Source organism: Acidocella aluminiidurans (assembly GCF_055383125.1).
The window spans coordinates 1,328,618-1,347,045 of sequence record NZ_AP031589.1 but is presented as its reverse complement, the minus strand read 5'-3'; the positions used below and the strand labels follow the sequence as shown (position 1 = coordinate 1,347,045).

General features: G+C 62.5%; 15 protein-coding genes and 2 pseudogenes. 9 read left to right on the top strand and 8 right to left on the bottom strand.

Annotated features, from left to right (window positions below; genetic code table 11):
* Positions 1-2: 2 nt before the first annotated feature.
* On the bottom strand, positions 3-842 hold the full coding sequence (locus ACZ46S_RS06900; protein WP_464063887.1) for a hypothetical protein: 840 nt from the start codon (positions 840-842) through the stop codon (positions 3-5).
* Positions 843-1,020: 178 nt separating this feature from the next.
* Here ACZ46S_RS06900 and ACZ46S_RS06895 point away from each other — a divergent pair.
* Positions 1,021-1,899 (top strand): annotated as a pseudogene (locus tag ACZ46S_RS06895) (IS5 family transposase).
* Here the strand turns inward: ACZ46S_RS06895 and ACZ46S_RS06890 are convergent.
* A complete protein-coding gene (locus ACZ46S_RS06890; protein ID WP_464063886.1) occupies positions 1,883-2,380 on the bottom strand; it encodes a hypothetical protein in 498 nt (165 codons plus the stop codon). The pseudogene ACZ46S_RS06895 and the gene ACZ46S_RS06890 sit on opposite strands and share 17 nt — an antisense overlap.
* 179 nt (positions 2,381-2,559) lie before the next feature.
* Between ACZ46S_RS06890 and ACZ46S_RS06885 the strand changes: the two genes are divergently transcribed.
* The gene (locus ACZ46S_RS06885; RefSeq protein WP_464063885.1) at positions 2,560-3,630 is read left to right on the top strand and encodes an IS630 family transposase; all 1,071 of its coding nucleotides are present in this window, start codon (positions 2,560-2,562) and stop codon (positions 3,628-3,630) included.
* 26 nt (positions 3,631-3,656) lie between these two features.
* Here ACZ46S_RS06885 and ACZ46S_RS06880 read toward each other — a convergent pair whose 3' ends face one another.
* Positions 3,657-4,952, bottom strand: coding sequence for a chloride channel protein (locus ACZ46S_RS06880; protein WP_464063884.1), 1,296 nt, complete (start codon positions 4,950-4,952; stop codon positions 3,657-3,659).
* Between the two features lie 93 nt (positions 4,953-5,045).
* Here ACZ46S_RS06880 and ACZ46S_RS06875 point away from each other — a divergent pair, with 93 nt between their 5' ends.
* Complete coding sequence (locus ACZ46S_RS06875) at positions 5,046-5,909, top strand: LysR family transcriptional regulator (RefSeq protein ID WP_464063883.1); 864 nt, start codon at positions 5,046-5,048, stop codon at positions 5,907-5,909.
* A gap of 50 nt (positions 5,910-5,959) precedes the next feature.
* On the opposite strand, the gene ACZ46S_RS06870 is transcribed toward ACZ46S_RS06875, so the two are convergent.
* Both ACZ46S_RS06870 and ACZ46S_RS06865 read right to left on the bottom strand, forming a co-directional pair.
* Positions 5,960-6,334 (bottom strand): VOC family protein, encoded by a 375-nt coding sequence (locus ACZ46S_RS06870; protein WP_464063882.1) that lies wholly within the window; start codon positions 6,332-6,334, stop codon positions 5,960-5,962.
* Positions 6,335-6,493: 159 nt separating this feature from the next.
* On the bottom strand, positions 6,494-7,108 hold the full coding sequence (locus ACZ46S_RS06865; protein WP_295738873.1) for a recombinase family protein: 615 nt from the start codon (positions 7,106-7,108) through the stop codon (positions 6,494-6,496).
* 223 nt (positions 7,109-7,331) lie between these two features.
* On the opposite strand from ACZ46S_RS06865, the gene ACZ46S_RS06860 reads away from it, so the two are divergent.
* Positions 7,332-7,676: a hypothetical protein gene (locus ACZ46S_RS06860; RefSeq protein ID WP_464063881.1), complete on the top strand. Its 345-nt coding sequence runs from the start codon at positions 7,332-7,334 to the stop codon at positions 7,674-7,676.
* 12 nt (positions 7,677-7,688) lie between these two features.
* On the top strand, positions 7,689-7,982 hold the full coding sequence (locus ACZ46S_RS06855; RefSeq protein ID WP_464063880.1) for a hypothetical protein: 294 nt from the start codon (positions 7,689-7,691) through the stop codon (positions 7,980-7,982).
* Positions 7,983-8,188: 206 nt separating this feature from the next.
* On the opposite strand, the gene ACZ46S_RS06850 is transcribed toward ACZ46S_RS06855, so the two are convergent.
* Both ACZ46S_RS06850 and ACZ46S_RS06845 read right to left on the bottom strand, forming a co-directional pair.
* Positions 8,189-10,909, bottom strand: coding sequence for an ATP-dependent DNA helicase (locus ACZ46S_RS06850; RefSeq protein WP_464064268.1), 2,721 nt, complete (start codon positions 10,907-10,909; stop codon positions 8,189-8,191).
* Positions 10,910-11,023: 114 nt separating this feature from the next.
* A pseudogene (locus ACZ46S_RS06845) lies at positions 11,024-11,770 on the bottom strand (helix-turn-helix transcriptional regulator); the annotation flags it as partial.
* A gap of 82 nt (positions 11,771-11,852) precedes the next feature.
* Here ACZ46S_RS06845 and ACZ46S_RS06840 point away from each other — a divergent pair.
* On the top strand, positions 11,853-12,743 hold the full coding sequence (locus tag ACZ46S_RS06840; RefSeq protein ID WP_464063879.1) for an SDR family oxidoreductase: 891 nt from the start codon (positions 11,853-11,855) through the stop codon (positions 12,741-12,743).
* Between the two features lie 127 nt (positions 12,744-12,870).
* Here ACZ46S_RS06840 and ACZ46S_RS06835 read toward each other — a convergent pair whose 3' ends face one another.
* The gene (locus ACZ46S_RS06835; RefSeq protein WP_464063878.1) at positions 12,871-13,908 is read right to left on the bottom strand and encodes an HAD-IA family hydrolase; all 1,038 of its coding nucleotides are present in this window, start codon (positions 13,906-13,908) and stop codon (positions 12,871-12,873) included.
* Between the two features lie 148 nt (positions 13,909-14,056).
* Between ACZ46S_RS06835 and ACZ46S_RS06830 the strand changes: the two genes are divergently transcribed.
* The 3 genes from ACZ46S_RS06830 to dnaK all read left to right on the top strand — a co-directional run bounded on the left by ACZ46S_RS06830 (position 14,057) and on the right by dnaK (position 18,325).
* Positions 14,057-14,380, top strand: coding sequence for a TM2 domain-containing protein (locus tag ACZ46S_RS06830; protein ID WP_295738858.1), 324 nt, complete (start codon positions 14,057-14,059; stop codon positions 14,378-14,380).
* Positions 14,381-14,643: 263 nt separating this feature from the next.
* Entirely contained in the window at positions 14,644-16,218 is a 1,575-nt protein-coding gene (locus ACZ46S_RS06825; protein ID WP_464063877.1) for a 2-isopropylmalate synthase, read from the top strand.
* A 196-nt stretch (positions 16,219-16,414) separates the two neighbouring features.
* The gene (dnaK, locus tag ACZ46S_RS06820) at positions 16,415-18,325 is read left to right on the top strand and encodes a molecular chaperone DnaK (protein ID WP_026440234.1); all 1,911 of its coding nucleotides are present in this window, start codon (positions 16,415-16,417) and stop codon (positions 18,323-18,325) included.
* Positions 18,326-18,428 lie beyond the last annotated feature (103 nt).

The following is an 18,428-nucleotide window of genomic DNA, read 5'->3' as shown; positions in this document are numbered from 1 at the left end:
TTTTAGGCCCCCAGATCGAACAAATCACGTTCCCTTGGTGCGCCTTTTGGCGCCAGGGTCTCAATATTCGCCGCCTTGTCTTCCAGCTTCGGCCAAATCTCGGCGAGTTCGTTGTAAACCAGCGCCTCGGCTGACCAGCCTTTTTGCGTCGCAATCTCGAACAGCCGATAGGCCAGCTTGCGAGCCTCGGCGGATTTTTGTCCCATGCCGGCGACTAACCGTGCTGCATCGTCCTCCCCGCCATCATCGGCACGAAGCGTGCGGGCGACATGCTGCACGCATTCCCACACGGTCAGGTGCGTGTCCTTGGTCGGACTCCAATCCGACGGTAGTTTCTCCCGCGCGGTGAGAGCCGCCTTGCCCTTGCGATCCTCGAACACTTCGGAATGAAACAAAGCGCGTTCAGATGTGTTCTTGGCCGTGCAGAGCATGATGAGATCGCCCGAAGGCCGTGCATCGAACCCGTAAGAACCATACCACACCAGCGCCACTTGGGTTTCGGCATCGAATGTCGCGTCAAGCTCGTTCTCTATTTCCTCCCACACACGGTTGATGAGTGCCAGCGCAGTTTTCACGCTCATGGCACTGTCATCGTCTTCTAGAATTTTTGCGTGGCGCGAGAACGCGCCCATACCTGGACCGATAACCGATTGCTGCATATCTACCGGCCCAACGCCTGCTTTGCGGATATTCTCGATGGCGTCGGGTAGTTCACGTTTCAACAACCGGAGGAACTCGCCGCGGGTGATGGTCGGCGCATCAGCCTGTCGCTTTCGGCAGACGAGGACTACAGCAGATGCTAGAACATTCATTTTCGACTTCAAATTGGTCGTGTATTCCATTCGCATGGGCCACGTACCATCGACAATAAATCCTGCATCGACGACAGACTGTAAAAACGAAGACCAGACAGCAGAAGTAATGCCGTCTTGCTTTACCTCAGAACCTGACCGAAAAAGATAGTTGAGCGATTTCAGTTAGTTGTGATTCTGTTGGTTTGCAACAACTGACGGAATCACGATGACTTGGACTGAAACCGCTCGGCAGCGATACTGCCGGGATGATCTGCGCTATGCAAGCAACCTTACCGATGTCGAATGGGCTTTGATTGCGCCATTTATGCCAGCGCCTGCGCGGCGGGGGCGGCCGCGCTCTGTGTCGCTGCGCGTGATTGTTGAAGCGATTCTCTACATACTGTCCACTGGCTGCCAGTGGCGGCAACTCCCCAGGGAGTTCGCGCCCTTCACGACGGTGCAGGCGTATTTCTACCGCTTCAGCCGTGATGGCACGCTCATGCGCATTAACCGCGCCCTGGTCGCGCAGGCGCGGGAATTGGCTGGGCGCTCGGCATCGCCAACGGCGGGCGTGATCGATAGCCAGTCGGTGAAAACGACCGAGGCCGGCGGGCCGCGCGGGTTTGATGCGGGCAAGAAGATCAAGGGACGCAAACGGCATATCGTCACGGATACACTCGGGAACCTCGTGGGCGTGGTTATCCATCCCGCCGATGTTCAAGACCGCGACGGTGCGCCCGACGTGCTCAAATCTATCCACAAGAAATACCCGTCGCTGCGGCACGTCTTCGCCGATGGCGGCTATGCCGGGCCTAAACTGCAAGGACGCCTCGAAAAAATAGGGAAATGGACTATCCAAATCGTAAAGCGCTCCGACAATGCAGAAGGTTTCGAACTCCTGCCTCGTCGATGGGCGGAAACAGCAAAGGTTCCGCCGGCGTAAGCCGGTGGAAGGCTGTTGGAGGGGGTCGAGAGAACCTTTGCCCGGCTCGGCCGATGCCGCCGTCTCGCCAAGGATGTCGAGGCAACAATCGCCAGCGCAACCGCTTGGGTCCTGCTCGCACACATCCGCCTGCTTACAAGAAAAATTACACGAAAAGGTTAGGCCCATTATCATTCAGAGTCAGGTTCTCAGACTGCTTGAAGGCATAGTATATAGCCTGCGGAAAAGCAGCGTTAGCTTCATATGCCATCGAAGACAAGGCCTCATACATGCCCTTCATAAATTTGCTTTCGGACGCCTGTCTTCCCCCATCTAGATGGGGTTGGGCCACTAATTCTTCGTCCTTAGGAACACTTAGCCGCCTAAATAGATCCTCATATCGGCTTCCCAGATAATCTCTAAGCCACGCATAGAAAAAATCTGATATATCGCCATAACCAATGTTGTCGTAATATGGTGGGTCCGTCGAGATAACAATCGATTCCTTAGCAAAAGTTCTTCTTCTTGCATCCGCATTCAAAATATTTGCAAGGCCAACATTTGCGAATAACTTATCCAAGTTCTTCGCCGTTTGTTCGACGCCCAAAAGATAGTTTCCAGAATAACTGCAAAACGGATTTGCCTCCGTATAGTCCCAAACCATTGGCAATGATTGCCTGCCAAAAGTGGAAAAGAGCTTTTCTGCTCCGCATGTTCCATGCACAGATCGAAGACCAGTAATTAGCTGCCTTATCGACTGAAAAAGCCAAATACGTTGCTAGAGCGTCTAGTGTCATGATCGATAAATATCTATGATTATGCTGGATTGAAATGGCATGATCAATGGGCAAGGTCGCGGTAGCAATTGAACTTGATGAGGGGGAGCGCACGGAACTTGAGCGGCTGAAGCGAGGGCGCAAGGTCTGGGCTGGGTTGTCTCGCCGCGCGAGTATTGTTCTTCTGGCTGCCGATGGTTTGCAAAATAAGGAGATAGCAGCGCGGCTTGGCTGCACCCAGATGACGGTCTCGGTCTGGCGCAAACGCTTTGCCACCGATCGGCTTGATGGATTGTATGATGAACCCCGTCCCGGCGCGCCGCGCAAGATTGGTGACGAAGCAATCGCAGACACGATCCGTTTGACGCTGGAAACGCTGCCCGAAGGTGCCACGCATTGGTCGCTGAGATCGATGGCACGCAGAACCAACTATGCCCCCTCGACGATCCACCGCATCTGGCAGGCGTTTTCGCTGAAACCTCATCGTACCGAGACCTTCAAGCTCTCCACCGATCCGCTGTTTGTTGACAAGGTGCGCGATATCGTCGGGCTGTACATGGCGCCGCCCGAACGTGCCATGGTTCTATGCGTTGATGAAAAGTCGCAGATACAGGCACTTGATCGCACTCAACCGCTGCTGCCGATGCGCCCCGGCCAGATCGAACGGCGCAGCCATGACTATACGCGCCATGGCACGACATCGTTGTTCGCAGCACTCAATATCGCAACCGGCAAGATCATCGGCAAATGCTATCCCAGGCACCGCTCTACAGAATTCAGAAAGTTCCTTGACCGTGTCGAAGATGCCGTACCGAGCGATCTCGACATCCACATCGTCATGGACAATTATGCCACGCACAAGACCCAGGTTATCCGTGATTGGTTTGCCAAACGCTCGCGCTGGCATGTGCATTTCACCCCGACCAGCGCCTCGTGGATCAACCAGGTCGAGCAGTTCTTCGCAATGCTGACCGAAAAGCAGATCCAGCGCGGTGTCCATCGTTCAACCACGGAACTCGAAACCGCCATCCACACCTTCATCGATGCTCGAAACAACGATGCAAAGCTGTTCAAATGGACCAAATCCGCCGATGACATACTCGCGTCTATCAGGCGTTTTTGCCTCGCCACCAAATAAATCAGGGAAACTTCAGAATCAGGACACTAAATCGCGGTTTCGCCCTCCGGGGCGGGGGCGCGACGGTTGGCCAATGCGGCCTGGACCAAGGGCACGGCCCGGCTGGTGGCGCTGGCCAGCGCCGCGGTGAGGATCAGCGGCACCAGGAAATCCTGCCCGACGCGGGTAAAGCCGAACATCAGCGCCACCGCGGTGAAGGGCATCTCCATCGAGACACCGAGAAAGGCGGCGGCGCCGACCAGGGCGAAGGCACCGGCCGGCACCGCCGGCAGCACCATGTTCCAGCCCAGCACGAGCAAGGTGGAGAGCAAGGCGCCGACGGTCAGCCCTGGCGTCAGCACCCCGCCTTCCGCGCCGGCCCAGAGGGCGCCGGCGATGGCCGCCAGCTTCAGCCCCAGCAATGCCAGCGTCAGATGCAGCGGCAGAGCGCTCTCCAGCCCGAGCTGGATCGGCCCCTTGCCATTGCCGGGCAGCTGCGGAAAGGCCATGGCGGCCAGGCCGATCAGGGTGAACACCGCCAGGCAGCGGCGGATGAGGCGGGCATCGGTGCGCATATGTTTGCGCGCGGCGGCGGTGAGGCGGGCGAAGCCATGCCCGGCCAGCCCGATGATGGGGGCGGCCAGCACGCACAGCACCAGCAGCGGCGCGGACAAGGTGAAATCCGGGATGTGATATTGCGGCACATCGCCCAGCACCGACCAGGCGAGCATGGCGGCGATGCAGGAGCTGGCCAGCGCCATCAGGATCGAGCGCGGGTCGAGCCGCAGGATCAGCACCTCCAGCGCGAACACCGCGCCGCCCAGCGGCACGTTATAGACCGCCGCCAGCCCCGCCCCGGCGCCGCAGCCGAGCAGGATTTTCGCCTCCTCCCCGGTGATGCCGGCCCAGGCGGTGAGGCGCTGCGTCAGCAGCGCGGCGATTTCGCGCGGCGCCACCTCCCGCCCCAAGGGCGAGCCCATGGCGACGGTGATGATCTGCAGCAAAGCGTGGCCGGTGGTGCTGGCATAGGGCATCTGCTTACCGCTGCTGGCGGCGGATTTGATGCTGACCAGCTTGGCGCCGCGATTATACACCGCCCACCAGCCCAGCCCCGCCACCAGCCCGGCGCCGGCAAGCGCCAGCGCGCGGTGCCAGGGCGGCACGGCGGCGACGGCGGTGAGGAAACTCTCCGGCCCGACCAGATCCCGCAGACTGTAGCCATAGGTGACATGCTGCACGGCATGCAGCAGCAGCGCCATGCTGCCGCCGCCGATCCCGCCGGCGACGCCGACCAGGATGGTCACCAGGGCCAGTTTCAGGGAATGCCGCGCCGTGCCGCTCATTGGAAAATGCTCCTTGTCTCCAGCGATGCTTTGCGCGATTTTGAATCGAAATAACAGTTATATTTGTTATTGTGGTTTGTTATAAGCAGACTCATGGACCTGTTGCTCGATCCCGTTCTGCTGCGCAGCTTCGTCGCCGTCGCCCAGGCGGGCGGGTTTTCCGCCGCCGCCCGGCAGCTGGGGATCAGCCAGTCCGCCGTCAGCCAGCATGTGGCGCGGCTGGAGGCGCAGACCGGCAAGCGGCTGCTGGCGCGCGATACCCACCATGTGCGGCTGACCCCGGATGGAGACGCGGTGCTGCCCTTCGCCCGGCAGGTGCTGGGGGCGAATGCCAGGATCGGCGAATATCTGGCCGGCGGGGCGCTGCGCGGGCGCATCCGCTTCGGCGCCTCGGAGGATTTCGTGTTCTCGGCGCTGCCGGAGCTGCTGGCGGATTTCCGGGACCGGCATGAGCAGGTGGATCTCGAACTGACGGTGGGGTTGAGCGAGGATTTATATGAGCGCTTCGATGCCGGGCAGCTGGATTTGATTCTGGCCAAGCGCCGGGAGGGGGATGTGCGCGGCCAGCGCGCCTGGGTGGATGAGCTGCGCTGGGTGGGGCGCAAGGGGCTGGCGCTGGCGCCGGGGGCGCGGGTGCCGCTGGTGATCTATCCGCCGCCGAGCATGACCCGCAAACGCGCCTTGGCGGTGCTGGACGCCAACCGCATGCCCTGGCGCGTGGCTTGCACCAGCGGCAGTCTGAGCGGGCTGCGCGCGGCGGCGATGGCGGGGCTGGGGGTGGTGCCGCTGGCGGCGGAACTGATCCCGCCCGGGCTGGAGGACGTGCCGCCGGGGGCGTTGCCCTCGCTGGGGCCGGTGGAGTTCGTGCTGCTGGGCGGCCGCTATGGCGGCAGCGACGCGGTGACGGCGCTGGGGCAGGTGCTGCTGGCGGGCCGGGGACGGCTGCGCGGGGGGTAGGGGGAGCGGAACGGCTGGTTCTGCGTCGTTGGCCGACCCAACCCAAGCGGTCATTCAATCGGACAATGACAGACAGCCTCTATATTGTGTCCGTCAGGGTCAAGCACAAAGGCGCCGTAATAATCGTCATGATAATGAGGTCTAAGCCCTGGTGCGCCGTTGTCGCGACCACCTCCGGCGAGCGCGGCTGCATAGAAAGCATCAACCGCAGCGCGGTTCTTGGCGACAAACGCTATGTGCATTCCCGTTATAGGTTTGGGATTTTTTCCACCAATCCAGAAATAAGCCTTTTCTTCGGACCCATAGCCAGAAAAATTTGCTTCGCCATCATACACGCGCATGATGTTCAATGGTGCAAGGGCTTGATCATAAAACAACCGCGACTTTTCAAGATCACACACTTTGATCGTTACATGGTCAAGCATGATCTTCTCTATGATGTGGTGGGTTTTTAGCGCACGGTTTCACACTCAGAGCCTGCCGTCTAGCGTCAGCTCTCAGGCGGTAATCAAGCGGCGACATTGGGCCGTCCTCTGCCGGTACGACTGCCGGCAGTCAATGGCGGGTTACTCTGTTTTTTCCCTCTAAAGCGGTTGGGCAGCAACTGGCCCAGCCCCGCCAGAAAGAGAATGGTTTTGTTTTACTTCCAGATTGATCCGGCGGAGTAGTGTGTGTGTGGTAACATTGTAACGTTCTGCAACAGCTTTGAGCGAGTGGTTTTCGTACTTGATGAGCCGCATGGCGTCGAGGCACTGCTCATGAGTCAATGACGGTGGGCGTCCAACATGTTTACCTTTAGCCCTCGCGGCAGCCATGCCGGCGCGGGTCCGCTCACTGATTAAAGTGCGTTCGAACTCGGCTAGGGCGGCCATCATGTGAAAAACCAATCTGCCCCCCGACGAGGTGGTATCAATATTCTCATTCAGAGAATGAAACCTGACCCCCTTTTCCCCCAGTTGATCAAGCAGTTGAATCAGATTGACGAGAGACCGGCCTAGCCGGTCGAGACGCCATACCACAAGCTTGTCTCCAGCCCTTAGGGTTCGGAGAGCTCTGTTGAGGTTGGGCCGACTTGCGAGGCTCCCGGAGATGCCTTGATCAGAGAAAATCTTCTCACACCCTACTGCTTTAAGAGCGTCGATTTGAAGGCTCAAATTTTGCTCGTCCGTTGACACGCGGGCGTACCCAATGGTGCTCATTTGCTGTCCCATAATCGAATTAACATTCTCAGCATATGGGCGCGTAGAGGAAGAAGAGACCGAGACCAATAGCGACTGGGATATTGACAAAAAGGGGTCCCTTTTCACTAACAATCGAAAGGACAACCCAGATCCAAAAACTTGATAATTCAAGCTAACGGTAGAGCTGTCGGTCATAGCTTTTGCTTCTCTTAAATAAGGGACCCCTAATAAGGAGAGAAGTATGAATATATTTAGAAAAATTAACAAAATAGATAATTTTTCTAACTACACTTGGGACAAACGTGGGGAAAACCGCTTCGTTTGTGTAGGCTTGGCTTCAGTCAGTCGTCCGGGGGCCAGAAAGCCATGGGTTGTCATGGTTCCACGCGCAGCTGACGAAAATGGTTTGAGCCCATGGGGGCTCATGGCTGACAACGCAGGCATTCGAAACTTCTCGTCGGCGGAAGACGCCATAAAAGAGGCGGAAGCATATCTCGACATGTTCGATGAATATCATCAGTCATATTCAGGTGATTATCTCGATCTGTCGTGCAAGAATTTGCTTATTTCTGGCACCGAAACTTAGAAAATCTTACAAATGAACCCGAATCATTCGAATGTTACGCTGCCTTTTCCAGCGAGCAAGCGGGATCGGAGAAAGGCTGCATGCTGCCGAATACTTTGGGGTGGTAAGCTGCTTTTTAGCAATAAGCGGCCAGCTGGTATTGACTGTTTGGTTGTCGAATTATCGAAGATAGGCGCGCGTGTTGAAACTGAATGGTTGACGCAAGTTCCAGAAAAATTTTATTTCCAGGCAGGAACCCAAGACCCACGGCTTGTCCGCCGCGTGTGGGTCATGGGAAAAGCAATTGGATTGGAATTCATTGACTGATCTTTCTATCATAGAGCCGCAGCCAACAGTATTCCGTTCACGTCCTGCGATGACCAGCGTGGAGCTTTTATCATAAATGGGGGCAAGCTCTCCATATCGGCTGACGGAGCACAGGAATCGCTGCGCGTTCGCAGATCAAAAATCTAGTGGATTCCGAGACCGTTTGTAGCCCTTCAAGCGTGCAGCAATCGGCCCATCTCGCCCCCTCAAACCTCCTCCCGCAAAAACCGTCCGATCCCCGTCACCGCTTCCGAGAGCGAGGATTTGATGATCCTTGCCTGTTCCGGAAAAGCCGTGAGCAGTCTTGAGGGGAAGGCGCGGTCGAGCAGGACGAAGACGCCGCGGTCGTCGGCGCGGCGGATCAGCCGGCCGAAGGCCTGGCGCAGGCGCAGCCGGACGATCGCGTCGTCGTAATCCTTCGGCGCGCCGTGGCTGAGATGGGTGCGCCTGGTGCGGTGGAGAATGTCCGGGCGGGGCCAGGGGGTGCGCTCGAACACCACCAGCCGCAGGGCATTGCCGGGGATATCGACGCCGTCGCGCATCGCATCGGTGCCGAGCAGGCAGGAATGCTCCTCGGCGCGGAAGATGTCCACTAACGTCGCGTTATCCATCGCGTCGACATGCTGGGCGTAGAGCGGGATGTTCTTCGCCTCCAGCGGCGCGGCGATTTTCGCGTGCACGGCGCGCAGGCGCGAGATCGCGGTGAACAGCCCGAGCCCGCCGCCGCCCGCCGCCTCGAACAAAGCCTTGTAGGCGCCGGCGAGCTGGCCGAGATCCTGGGTGTTGACGTCCGAGACCAGCACCACGCGGGTGCGCGCGCCGTAATCGAAGGGGCTGTCGAAGGCGGCGCGGATGGCGGGGGCGGCGAGATGAGCGGCACCTGTGCGCGCCTCGGCATTTTCCCAGGCCTCTTCCATGTCCGTGCCGTCGCGCAGCGTGGCGGAGGTGATCAGCAGCCCATGCGCCGGGGCGGCGATGGATTGAGTGAAGGCTTCCGTCGGGTCCAGCAGATGCGAGAGCAGGGCGATGTCCTTGTCCGTGCCGGCCTCGCGGTCCAGACGCAGGAATTCGATGCGCGCGGGGCGCTCGCCGGGGGCGGGCTCGGCCTCCATGCCGTCGAGGATGCGGCCCCAGCCGGCGAGCGGGTCGATGGCGCGGCGTTTCAGGCTGCGGGCGGCGCTCTCCAGGCGCTGGCGCATCGCCTCTTCGAGGTCCGGCTCGGTCTCCAGCCGCTCCAGCATGCGCTCGCGCAACGCCACCAGGGGGGCGCGCAGCAGGGCCATGGCTTTGGAGAGTTTGCGGGCGGCGGGCAGCGCGTCCTCATTCAGCGGGTGCAGATCGGTCTCGAAGCCGAAGGGGGCGTTGAGATCGGCCTCGCTGGCGCGGGCGCGGGCCTGGGCGCGCAGGGCGCGCAGCAGGGCTTCGGCCGGGTTGTCGTCGGCGGCGAGTTCCGGCTCCAGCCGCACGGAGAACATCGGCGCGGGCAGGCATTTGGCCAGATGCACGGCCTGGGTGATGGCTTTATGGGTGGCCTCGTCCACCGCCGCCATATCCTCCAGCCGCTTCGCCAGGCCGCGGGCGCGCGAGCGCGTGCCCTCCGGCCCCAGCAGCCAGCGGCGCAGCTCCGCCATCGCGGTGCCGGACAGCTCGAAGGAGAAGGCGCTGTCGGCGGCGTCGAAAATATGGTGGCCTTCGTCGAAGACGTAGCGTGTGGGCACGCTGTCATCATCCAGCCCGCCCCAGACGGATTGCGCCATCACCAGCGCATGGTTGGCGATGACCAGATCCGCCTGGCGGGCATTGCGGATGACGCGCTCGATGACGCAGGTGGAGAAATGCGGGCAGGCGGCATGGATGCATTCGCCGCGCCGGTCGGCGATGGAGGCGAGCAGCCCCTGGCCGTAAAGCTCGGCGAACCAGCCGGGCAGATCGCCGCCGAAGAGATCGCCATCGGCACTCGCGGCGGCCCAGCGGGCGACGAGGCCGAGCGGGATGGCGCGGGTTTCGGCGTTCATCGCGTCTTCGAAATTCAGCAGGCAGAGATAATTCTCCCGGCCTTTGCGCAGCACGACATTGGTGCCGGCGGGCAGGCGTTGGGCTTCCTGCTCGATCTGGCGCTGCAGATGCCGGGTATAGGTGGAGACCCAGACCGCGCCCTTGTTACGCGTCGCCCAGAGCGAGGCGGGGGCGAGATAGCCCATGGTCTTGCCGGTGCCGGTGCCGGCCTCGGCGAGGACCACTTGCGGGCTGCCCTCGACCGCGCGCGGGGCGAAGGCGGCGGTGGCGGCGGAGCAGAAATCCGCCTGGGCGGGGCGTTGTTCGGCCTCGGGGCCGAGCAGGGAGGCCAGGCGCGAGCGGGCTTCGACCGGGGTGACGGGAAAGCTGGAGGGCGGCGGGCGCGGGGCGACCTCCTCCCATTTCGGCAGGCGTTTCCACAGCCGCATCGCCATGCCGTCCGGCTTTGCCTCGGGCTGGCCGAGAGCTGCCAGCACATAGGGCGCCCAGAGCCAGCCGGCCGCCCCCATGCGGGCGGCAAGGCCGGCGGCGTCGCGGTTGGCCGGGGTGTCCTTGCCCGCCGCCAGCCGGGTGAGCAGCAGGGCGGCCATTTCCGGCAGCGCCTGGGCGGCGGAGTCGAGCGAGCTGGGGACGGGGAGTTCCAGGGCGCGTGCCAGCCCGGCCGGGGTGGGGGCGAGGCTTTGCGCCGGATGCACGAAGGCGAAGAGTTCCAGCAGGTCCAGCAGCTGAATCGCCGGGTTGCCGAGGCGCCGGAGGGTGGCGGGCACATGGATGGCGAGCGGGATGGAGGCGCCGACCTGGCGTGCCACCGTGCCGGGATTGATGGTCGAAATCACCCCGTCCGCATCCAGCAGGACGGCGCGGCCATGGCCGGCGGCCAAAGCGGGCAGGGCGGGGAGGGGCGGCATCATCCCCGTTATAGGTGGCTGTTCACGGTTTGTCTTGGGGGTGTCGAGCAAAGCGGCGAGGCGGGCGAGATCTTTCGCATCAAGCGGGTTGTAGATGACCAGGGTCAGATCCGGCCGGCCATCGACGGCGAAGGCGGAATATTCGAAGGCGAGCGGGCCGAGCAGCGGATGCTTGATATGCTTCACCGCCTCGCCGGGGGCGCCGTGGAGGTCGTGCTCCTGCCACATGCGGGCGAAATCCGGGCTTTTGCGGGAGAGCTCCTCGACCAGCGGGGCGATTTCGGCGGCGGCACCGCTGCGGGCGGTATCCACCCGGAAGGCGCCGAGGACGAAACGGGCGACGGTTTCCCAGTCATGCTGGGCGGCGCGGGCGCGCGGCTCCAGGAACATATGGCGCAATATGTTGCGGTTCTCCGGCGGCAGCGCGTCGTAATCGGCCAGCAGCACGCAGGCGGCGCGGTTCCAGGCGGCGACATCCCAGATCGCGGTGCGGATGACCGCCGGGGTGGGGGAGAGGGCATCCAGCACCCGTTGCAGGCGTGGGGTGACCGGGCCGGTGCGATATTTCACCTCCGGCGGGCGGCCGAGCCCGAGCAGGAAGAGATGCTCGCGCTCGATATCGGTCAGCATCAAGGCGCGGGCGATGCGGTCCAGCACATCGGCCGAGGGGGCGCCGCCGCGACCTTGTTCCAGCCAGGTGTACCAGGCCGGGCTGATATTGGCGCGCTGGGCGACCTCCTCGCGGCGCAGGCCGGGGGTGCGCCGGCGCGCGGCGGGCAGACCCAGCGCCGCCGGGTCCAGCCGGGCGCGGCGGTCTTTCAGGTAGCTGCCGAGGAGGCTGGCGGGGGCGAGGCTATGAGACATTATAATAGGATAAACTCACGACTTTTCTATCATAGCGTGCGGGCCAAATCTTCCGCCAGAGGCAAAATGGAAGGATTTGACCATGCGTATTTTCGTAACGGGTGCGACAGGATTTATAGGGTCCGCTCTGGTGAAGGAGCTGATACTGGCCGGGCATGAAGTGACCGGGCTGTATCGCGACGAGGCCAAGCGCGCCGCGCTGGAAGCGACCGGGGCGCGCGCCCTGCACGGCGATATGAAGGATTACCCATTGCTGACCAAGGCCGCCGCCGAGGCCGACGCTGTGGCGCATCTGGCCTTCAACCATGATTTCTCCACCTTCATGGCGAATTGCGAGGATGACCGGCATGTCGTCGCCGCACTGGGGGCGGGGCTGGCGGGGAGCAAAAAGCCGCTGATCGTCACCTCCGGCACCGGCATTGCCCGCAACGAGGCGGGGGAAGTGGCGACGGAGGCGGCGCGGCCGGATGCGAGCGTGCCGCGCGCGGCATCCGAAGAGGCGGCGCGGGCGCTGGCGGACCAGGGCGGGGCGGGGGCGATCATGCGCTTGCCGCAGGTGCATGATCCGCGCCGGCAGGGGCTGGTGAGCTATTACATCCAGCTGGCTTTGCAGCATGGCTATCTGGCGATTATCGGCGAGGGGACGAATCGCTGGCCGGCGGCGGCGCGGGCGGATGTGGCGCGGCTCTACCGGCTGGCGCTGGAGGCGGCGCGGCCGGGGGCGGTGTATCATGCGGTGGCCGAGGAAGGGGTGGCGATGCGCGATATCGCGCGGGTGCTGAGCGCGCAGCTGAAACTGCCGGTGAAGTCGATCACCCCGGAGGAGGCGCAGGGCTATTTCGGCTGGCTGGCGATGTTCGCCGGGCATGACATGCCGGCCTCCAGCGCCTGGACCCGCGCGACGCTGGGCTGGACGCCGACCGGGCCGACGATGCTGGAGGATCTGGAGCGGCTGGAGCTGGAGACGGCGTAAATTTTTCGAGGGGAGGGGCGTTTTTTCAAAACGTCGCGAGAATCTCTGGGGGGTTGGTGGCGGTGTCGCCAAAACCCCAACGGTTTCGCCGCTTTTTTGAAAAAAGCGGCACCAAAAAACTTTTGCTCTACAGATCCTTGCGCAGATAGACGCGGTTCAGCCCCTTTTCCCGGGCGAAATGCGTCTCGATATAGCCGGTTTTGGCATAGATGGCGCGGTTCTCCGTCATCAGCTCATGGGTGTAGAGCTTGATCGCCTTGTAGCCGGCGGCGCGCGCCACCGCCTCGGCATGGTCGAGCAGGCGCCGCCCCAGCCCCTGGCCCTGCGCGGCGGGGGAGACGGCGATATTGTCCAGCAGCAGCGCATCCTCCTGCGGGATCAGCACCAGTACCGCCTGCAACGCCCCTGGCGCGCCATGCAGCAGCACCTGCCCGGCTTCGATGAGCTGGGCGTAATCGTCCTGCATCGGCCCCGGCCTGGCGCCGATGCGCGGGATGTAATGGCGGTACGCCGCGTCGATCAACGCTTCCACCTCCGGCTGATCGGCCGGGGTGGCACGGCGCAACCCGTCCGGCAGCGAGGCGGTGTCCGCAATCAGCTTGTTGATGTCGATCGCCGGCATGCCGGCGAGCAGGGCGGCCTGCAGCCCCTGGGCGCTATCCTCGAACACCAGGCAGGTGGAGGGGGCCAGCCCCATGCGCCGTGCGGCTTCCAGGAACAGATCCGGGGCCGGCTTGGCGTTGGCGACATCCTCGATGGTGACGATCTGGTTGAATAATGGCCGCAGCCCGGTGGCCTCCAGCGTGGCCTGCACGATCTCGGCCGGGCCGGAGGAGGCGACCGCCAGCTGCAGCCGCCCGGCCTGGGCCCGGGCGATGTCGGCGACGGCCTGGATCTCGCGCAGGCTGTGCAGATTTTCCATCACATGCGCGCGGGTCAGCTGTGCCACCGCCGCGCGCGGCAGGGGGGTGCCGAAATGCCGCTCCACATCGTCCAGCAGCAGCGCCTCGGAGAGGCCGGCGCGGGGGCGGAACCATTCCAGCTCCAGCCTGGCCCCGAATTCCGCCAAGGCCGCCATCCAGGCGGTGGCGTAAAGGGGCGGGGTGTCCACCAGCGTGCCATCGCAATCAAAGATCAGGCCCTGGATGTGATCGGGAATGTCCATGCTGACAGCGCTAGCAAAGTTGGAAAGAGAGGGAAACGCGGTTTTCGTGGCCGGCTTGGAAGCAGATGCGGGAGAAAAATTTTTCCGATTGTGAAATTAAGTTAATACGGTAATAAGGATGATGTCGTTATATAATAAGGTTTAGCAGATGAATGATGACGTTATGCCGGTCCGGCGTGCCGACCAGAAGCTTTGTGCCGATTGCGGGGAGGCAGTCAGCCAGAAAGCCGAAATTTGCCCGAAATGCGGTGTCCGGCTGATGGGCGGGAGTGACCGCAACCATGTCGTTGCCGGGCTTCTGGCGCTGTTTTTGGGTGGGTTCGGCATTCACAAATTTTATCTTGGCCGAAAGGGCTGGGGGGTGGTCTATTTGCTGCTCTGCTGGACCTTAATCCCCGCCATTGTCGCGTTTATCGAAGGCATCATCTATCTGGTGACGCCGCAGGATAAATTCGCCGCCAAATATGGCTGATTGATTGAACGGGCCTGGATCCGGCATGTCCGGCGCCAGGCCCGTCTCGTACCGCCGCCGTACTTGCGCCTGATGCTTTAATCGGTTTAAAGCAAGACATGGCTTCTGCCCCCACCCTCGCTGGGCTGCTCCTTCGACTTATCCGCCCCTGAGCGATAAGTGATTTTCGCGCGTGTCCGATGACCGCGCCCGCCGCTCAGGGGAATGCCAAAGAACAACACCCACGGCACAAAATCTATGGCAGATGAATTCGGAGCAGAGTTATGAGCTTTACCCACCCCAATTTTGGCAAGATCGACGATAATCGCGTCATCATCTTCGACACCACGCTGCGCGACGGCGAGCAATCCCCCGGCTTCTCGATGAATCTGGACGAGAAGATCCGCATGGCGGAGGCGCTGGCGGCTTTGGGCGTGGATGTGATCGAGGCCGGCTTTCCGATCGCCTCGCCGGGCGATTTCGAGAGCGTGCAGAAGATCGCCGAGACGGTGAAGGGCCCGGTGATCACCGGCCTGTCCCGCTCGGCCCCCAACGACATCACCCGCGCCGGCGAGGCCATTCGCGCCGCCGAGCGCAAGCGCATCCATACCTTCATCTCCACCTCGCCCTTGCACATGAAGTACAAGCTGAAGATGGAGCCGGAGACGGTGCTGGAGCATGTGACCAAATCCGTGACCCTGGCGCGGCAGTTCACCGACGACGTGGAATGGTCCGCCGAGGATGGAACCCGTACCGACATGGAATTCCTGCTGCGTTGCGTGGAAGCGGCGATCAAGGCCGGGGCGACCACCATCAATATCCCGGATACGGTCGGCTATGCGGTGCCGGAGGATATGGTGCGGATCTTCTCCACCGTGCGCGAGACGGTGCCGGGGGCGGATCAGGTGATTTTGTCCACCCATAACCATAATGATCTGGGGCTGGCCGTGGCGAACACGCTGGCGGCGGTGAAGGGCGGGGCCCGGCAGATCGAGTGCACGATCAACGGCATCGGTGAGCGCGCCGGCAATGCCGCGCTGGAAGAGGTGGTGATGGCCATCCGCACCCGGCCGGATGCGGCCCCCTACCAGCACCAGATCGACACCCCTCGCATCCTGCGCACCTCCAAGCTGCTGGCGACGATCACCGGCTTCGATGTGCAGCCGAACAAGGCGATCGTCGGGCGCAACGCCTTCGCGCATGAGAGCGGCATCCATCAGGACGGCATGCTGAAGAACGCCGCCACCTATGAGATCATGACGCCCGAGAGCGTGGGCTGGCAGAAGACCTCGCTGGTGATGGGCAAGCATTCCGGCCGCGCCGCCTTCCGCGACAAGCTGAACGCGCTGGGCTATGGCGACATTGGCGACAACGCGCTGAACGACGCCTTCTCCCGCTTCAAGATTTTGGCCGACCGCAAGAAGGTTGTGTATGACGAGGATATCGTCGCGCTGGTGGATGACGAGGTTGTCCGCAGCCATGAGACGATCAAGTTCATCGGGCTGGAGGTCTGGGCTGGCTCGCGCGAGCCGGCGCGGGCCAAGCTGGAGCTGGAGATCGACGGCGCGGTGAAAGCCGCCGATGAGCGCGGCGACGGGCCGGTGGACGCCGCCTTCAACGCCATGCGCAGCATTTTCCCGCACACCGCCGAGCTGGCCTTGTTCTCCGTCGGCGCCGTCACCGAGGGCACCGACGCCCAGGCCCGCTGCACGGTGCGCCTGACCGAGGAGGGCAAGAGCGTGGACGGGCAGGGGGCGGATACCGACACCATCGTCGCCGCCGTGCGCGCTTATATCCATGCGCTGAACAAGCTGGTGACCAAGCGCGCCCGCACCGCCCCGGAGGCGATGAGCGCGTGAACCCCAAAACCGGGGCAAACGGCCAGTATAGCACCGTTTTCCCCGGCGAAAGTTAATTTTTCGGCGCGTTTTTCACGCCCGGGACATGAGCGCAAAGCTCTTGTGCCCGGGCGTTTCAATGAATAGATAGAACTCATCTCAAAGGGGTGACCCCGGTGCTTCGGGCCGGCGCCACCCGCTGCAAAGGAGCATATATATGAGCAAAGTCATCGGTATTGACCTTGGTACCACCAATTCTTGCGTGGCGGTGCTGGAGGGCAAGGATGTCCGCGTCATCGAGAACGCCGAGGGCGCGCGCACCACGCCGTCCATGGTCGCTTTCTCTGATTCGGGCGAGCGTCTCGTCGGCCAGAGCGCCAAGCGCCAGGCCGTCACCAACCCGACCAACACGCTGTTCGCGGTCAAGCGCCTGATCGGCCGCCGCTACGACGACCCGACCGTCGCCAAGGATAAGGGGCTGGTGCCCTATACCATCGCCAAGGGCGATAATGGCGATGCCTGGGTTGAGGCGCGCGGCGAGAAATATTCGCCGAGCCAGATTTCCTCCTACATCCTGACCAAGATGAAGGAGACCGCCGAGTCCTATCTCGGCGAGACCGTCACCCAGGCGGTGATCACCGTCCCGGCCTACTTCAACGACGCCCAGCGTCAGGCCACCAAGGATGCCGGCAAGATCGCCGGGCTTGAGGTGCTGCGCATCATCAACGAGCCGACCGCGGCCGCTCTGGCCTACGGCATGGACAAGAAGAACGCCGGCACCATCGCGGTTTATGACCTTGGCGGCGGTACCTTCGACGTCTCCGTGCTGGAGCTGGGCGATGGCGTGTTCGAGGTGAAATCCACCAACGGCGACACCTTCCTCGGCGGTGAGGATTTCGACGCCCGCATCATCGATTACCTGGCCGCCGAGTTCCAGAAGGACCAGGGCATTGACCTGCGCAAGGACAAGCTGGCGCTGCAGCGGCTGAAGGAAGCCGCGGAGAAGGCGAAGATCGAGCTGTCCTCCTCCAAGGAGACCGAGATCAACCTGCCCTTCATCACCGCCGATGCCACCGGGCCGAAGCATCTGGTGCTGAAGCTGACCCGCGCCAAGCTGGAAAGCCTGGTCGAGGATCTGATCGAGCGCACGCTGGCCCCGTGCCGCGCGGCGCTGAAGGATGCCGGTGTCACCGCCGGTGAGATCTCCGAGGTGATCCTGGTCGGCGGCATGACCCGCATGCCGAAGGTCATCGAGACGGTGAAGAGCTTCTTCGGCAAGGAGCCGGCCCGCAATGTGAACCCCGACGAGGTCGTGGCGATCGGCGCGGCGATCCAGGGCGGCGTGCTGAAGGGCGACGTCAAGGACGTGCTGCTGCTGGACGTGACCCCGCTGTCTCTGGGCATCGAGACGCTGGGTGGCGTGTTTACCCGTCTGATCGACCGCAACACGACGATCCCGACCAAGAAGAGCCAGACCTTCTCCACCGCCGAGGACGGCCAGACCGCCGTGACCATCAAGGTCTTCCAGGGCGAGCGCGAGATGGCGGCGGACAACAAGCTCTTGGGCAATTTCGACCTGCAGGGCATCCCCGCCGCGCCGCGCGGCGTGCCGCAGATCGAGGTGACCTTCGATATCGACGCCAACGGCATCGTCTCCGTCTCCGCCAAGGACAAGGCGACCGGCAAGGAGCAGCAGATCCGCATTCAGGCCTCTGGCGGTCTGTCGGATGCCGATATCGAGCGCATGGTGAAGGATGCCGAGGAGAACGCGGCGGCCGACAAGGCGCGGCGCGAGGCGGTGGAAGCGCGCAACCAGACCGAAGGGCTGATCAACCAGGTTGAGAAGACCCTGAAGGATGGCGGCGACAAGATCGCCCCGGCCGACAAGACCGAGGCGGAGGCTGCGATCGCCGAAGCCAAGAGCGCGCTGGAGAGCGGCAGCGCGGAGACGGTGAAGGCCGCTTCCGAGAAGCTGACCCAGGTGGCGATGAAGATCGGCGAGGCGATGTACAAGGCCGAAGCCGCCGCCGGTGCGGCGCAGCCGGGCGCGGAGAGCACCGGGCCGAATGGCGAGAAGGTCGTGGACGCCGATTTCGAGGACGTCAACGACAAGAACAAATCCGCCTGAAACCGGGTTTGAGCTGACCAAGAAATCCCGGGGCGAGGGCCCCGGGATTTTCCGTTTCTGGAGCTGATCCGTTCACATTGGGTCGCGAACGAGGCTCTGGCTT

Bases quoted from the DNA above. Each gene is read 5' to 3' on its own strand.
- ACZ46S_RS06890 (WP_464063886.1), bottom strand. From the start codon at position 2,380: ATGGTTTGGGACTATACGGAGGCAAATCCGTTTTGCAGTTATTCTGGA.
- dnaK (WP_026440234.1), top strand. From the start codon at position 16,415: ATGAGCAAAGTCATCGGTATTGACCTTGGTACCACCAATTCTTGCGTG.
- ACZ46S_RS06870 (WP_464063882.1), bottom strand. From the start codon at position 6,334: ATGCTTGACCATGTAACGATCAAAGTGTGTGATCTTGAAAAGTCGCGG.
- ACZ46S_RS06875 (WP_464063883.1), top strand. From the start codon at position 5,046: ATGGACCTGTTGCTCGATCCCGTTCTGCTGCGCAGCTTCGTCGCCGTC.
- ACZ46S_RS06840 (WP_464063879.1), top strand. From the start codon at position 11,853: ATGCGTATTTTCGTAACGGGTGCGACAGGATTTATAGGGTCCGCTCTG.
- ACZ46S_RS06865 (WP_295738873.1), bottom strand. From the start codon at position 7,108: ATGAGCACCATTGGGTACGCCCGCGTGTCAACGGACGAGCAAAATTTG.
- ACZ46S_RS06900 (WP_464063887.1), bottom strand. From the start codon at position 842: ATGGAATACACGACCAATTTGAAGTCGAAAATGAATGTTCTAGCATCT.
- ACZ46S_RS06830 (WP_295738858.1), top strand. From the start codon at position 14,057: ATGAATGATGACGTTATGCCGGTCCGGCGTGCCGACCAGAAGCTTTGT.
- ACZ46S_RS06860 (WP_464063881.1), top strand. From the start codon at position 7,332: ATGAATATATTTAGAAAAATTAACAAAATAGATAATTTTTCTAACTAC.
- ACZ46S_RS06825 (WP_464063877.1), top strand. From the start codon at position 14,644: ATGAGCTTTACCCACCCCAATTTTGGCAAGATCGACGATAATCGCGTC.
- ACZ46S_RS06880 (WP_464063884.1), bottom strand. From the start codon at position 4,952: ATGAGCGGCACGGCGCGGCATTCCCTGAAACTGGCCCTGGTGACCATC.
- ACZ46S_RS06885 (WP_464063885.1), top strand. From the start codon at position 2,560: ATGGGCAAGGTCGCGGTAGCAATTGAACTTGATGAGGGGGAGCGCACG.
- ACZ46S_RS06850 (WP_464064268.1), bottom strand. From the start codon at position 10,909: ATGATGCCGCCCCTCCCCGCCCTGCCCGCTTTGGCCGCCGGCCATGGC.
- ACZ46S_RS06855 (WP_464063880.1), top strand. From the start codon at position 7,689: ATGAACCCGAATCATTCGAATGTTACGCTGCCTTTTCCAGCGAGCAAG.
- ACZ46S_RS06835 (WP_464063878.1), bottom strand. From the start codon at position 13,908: ATGGACATTCCCGATCACATCCAGGGCCTGATCTTTGATTGCGATGGC.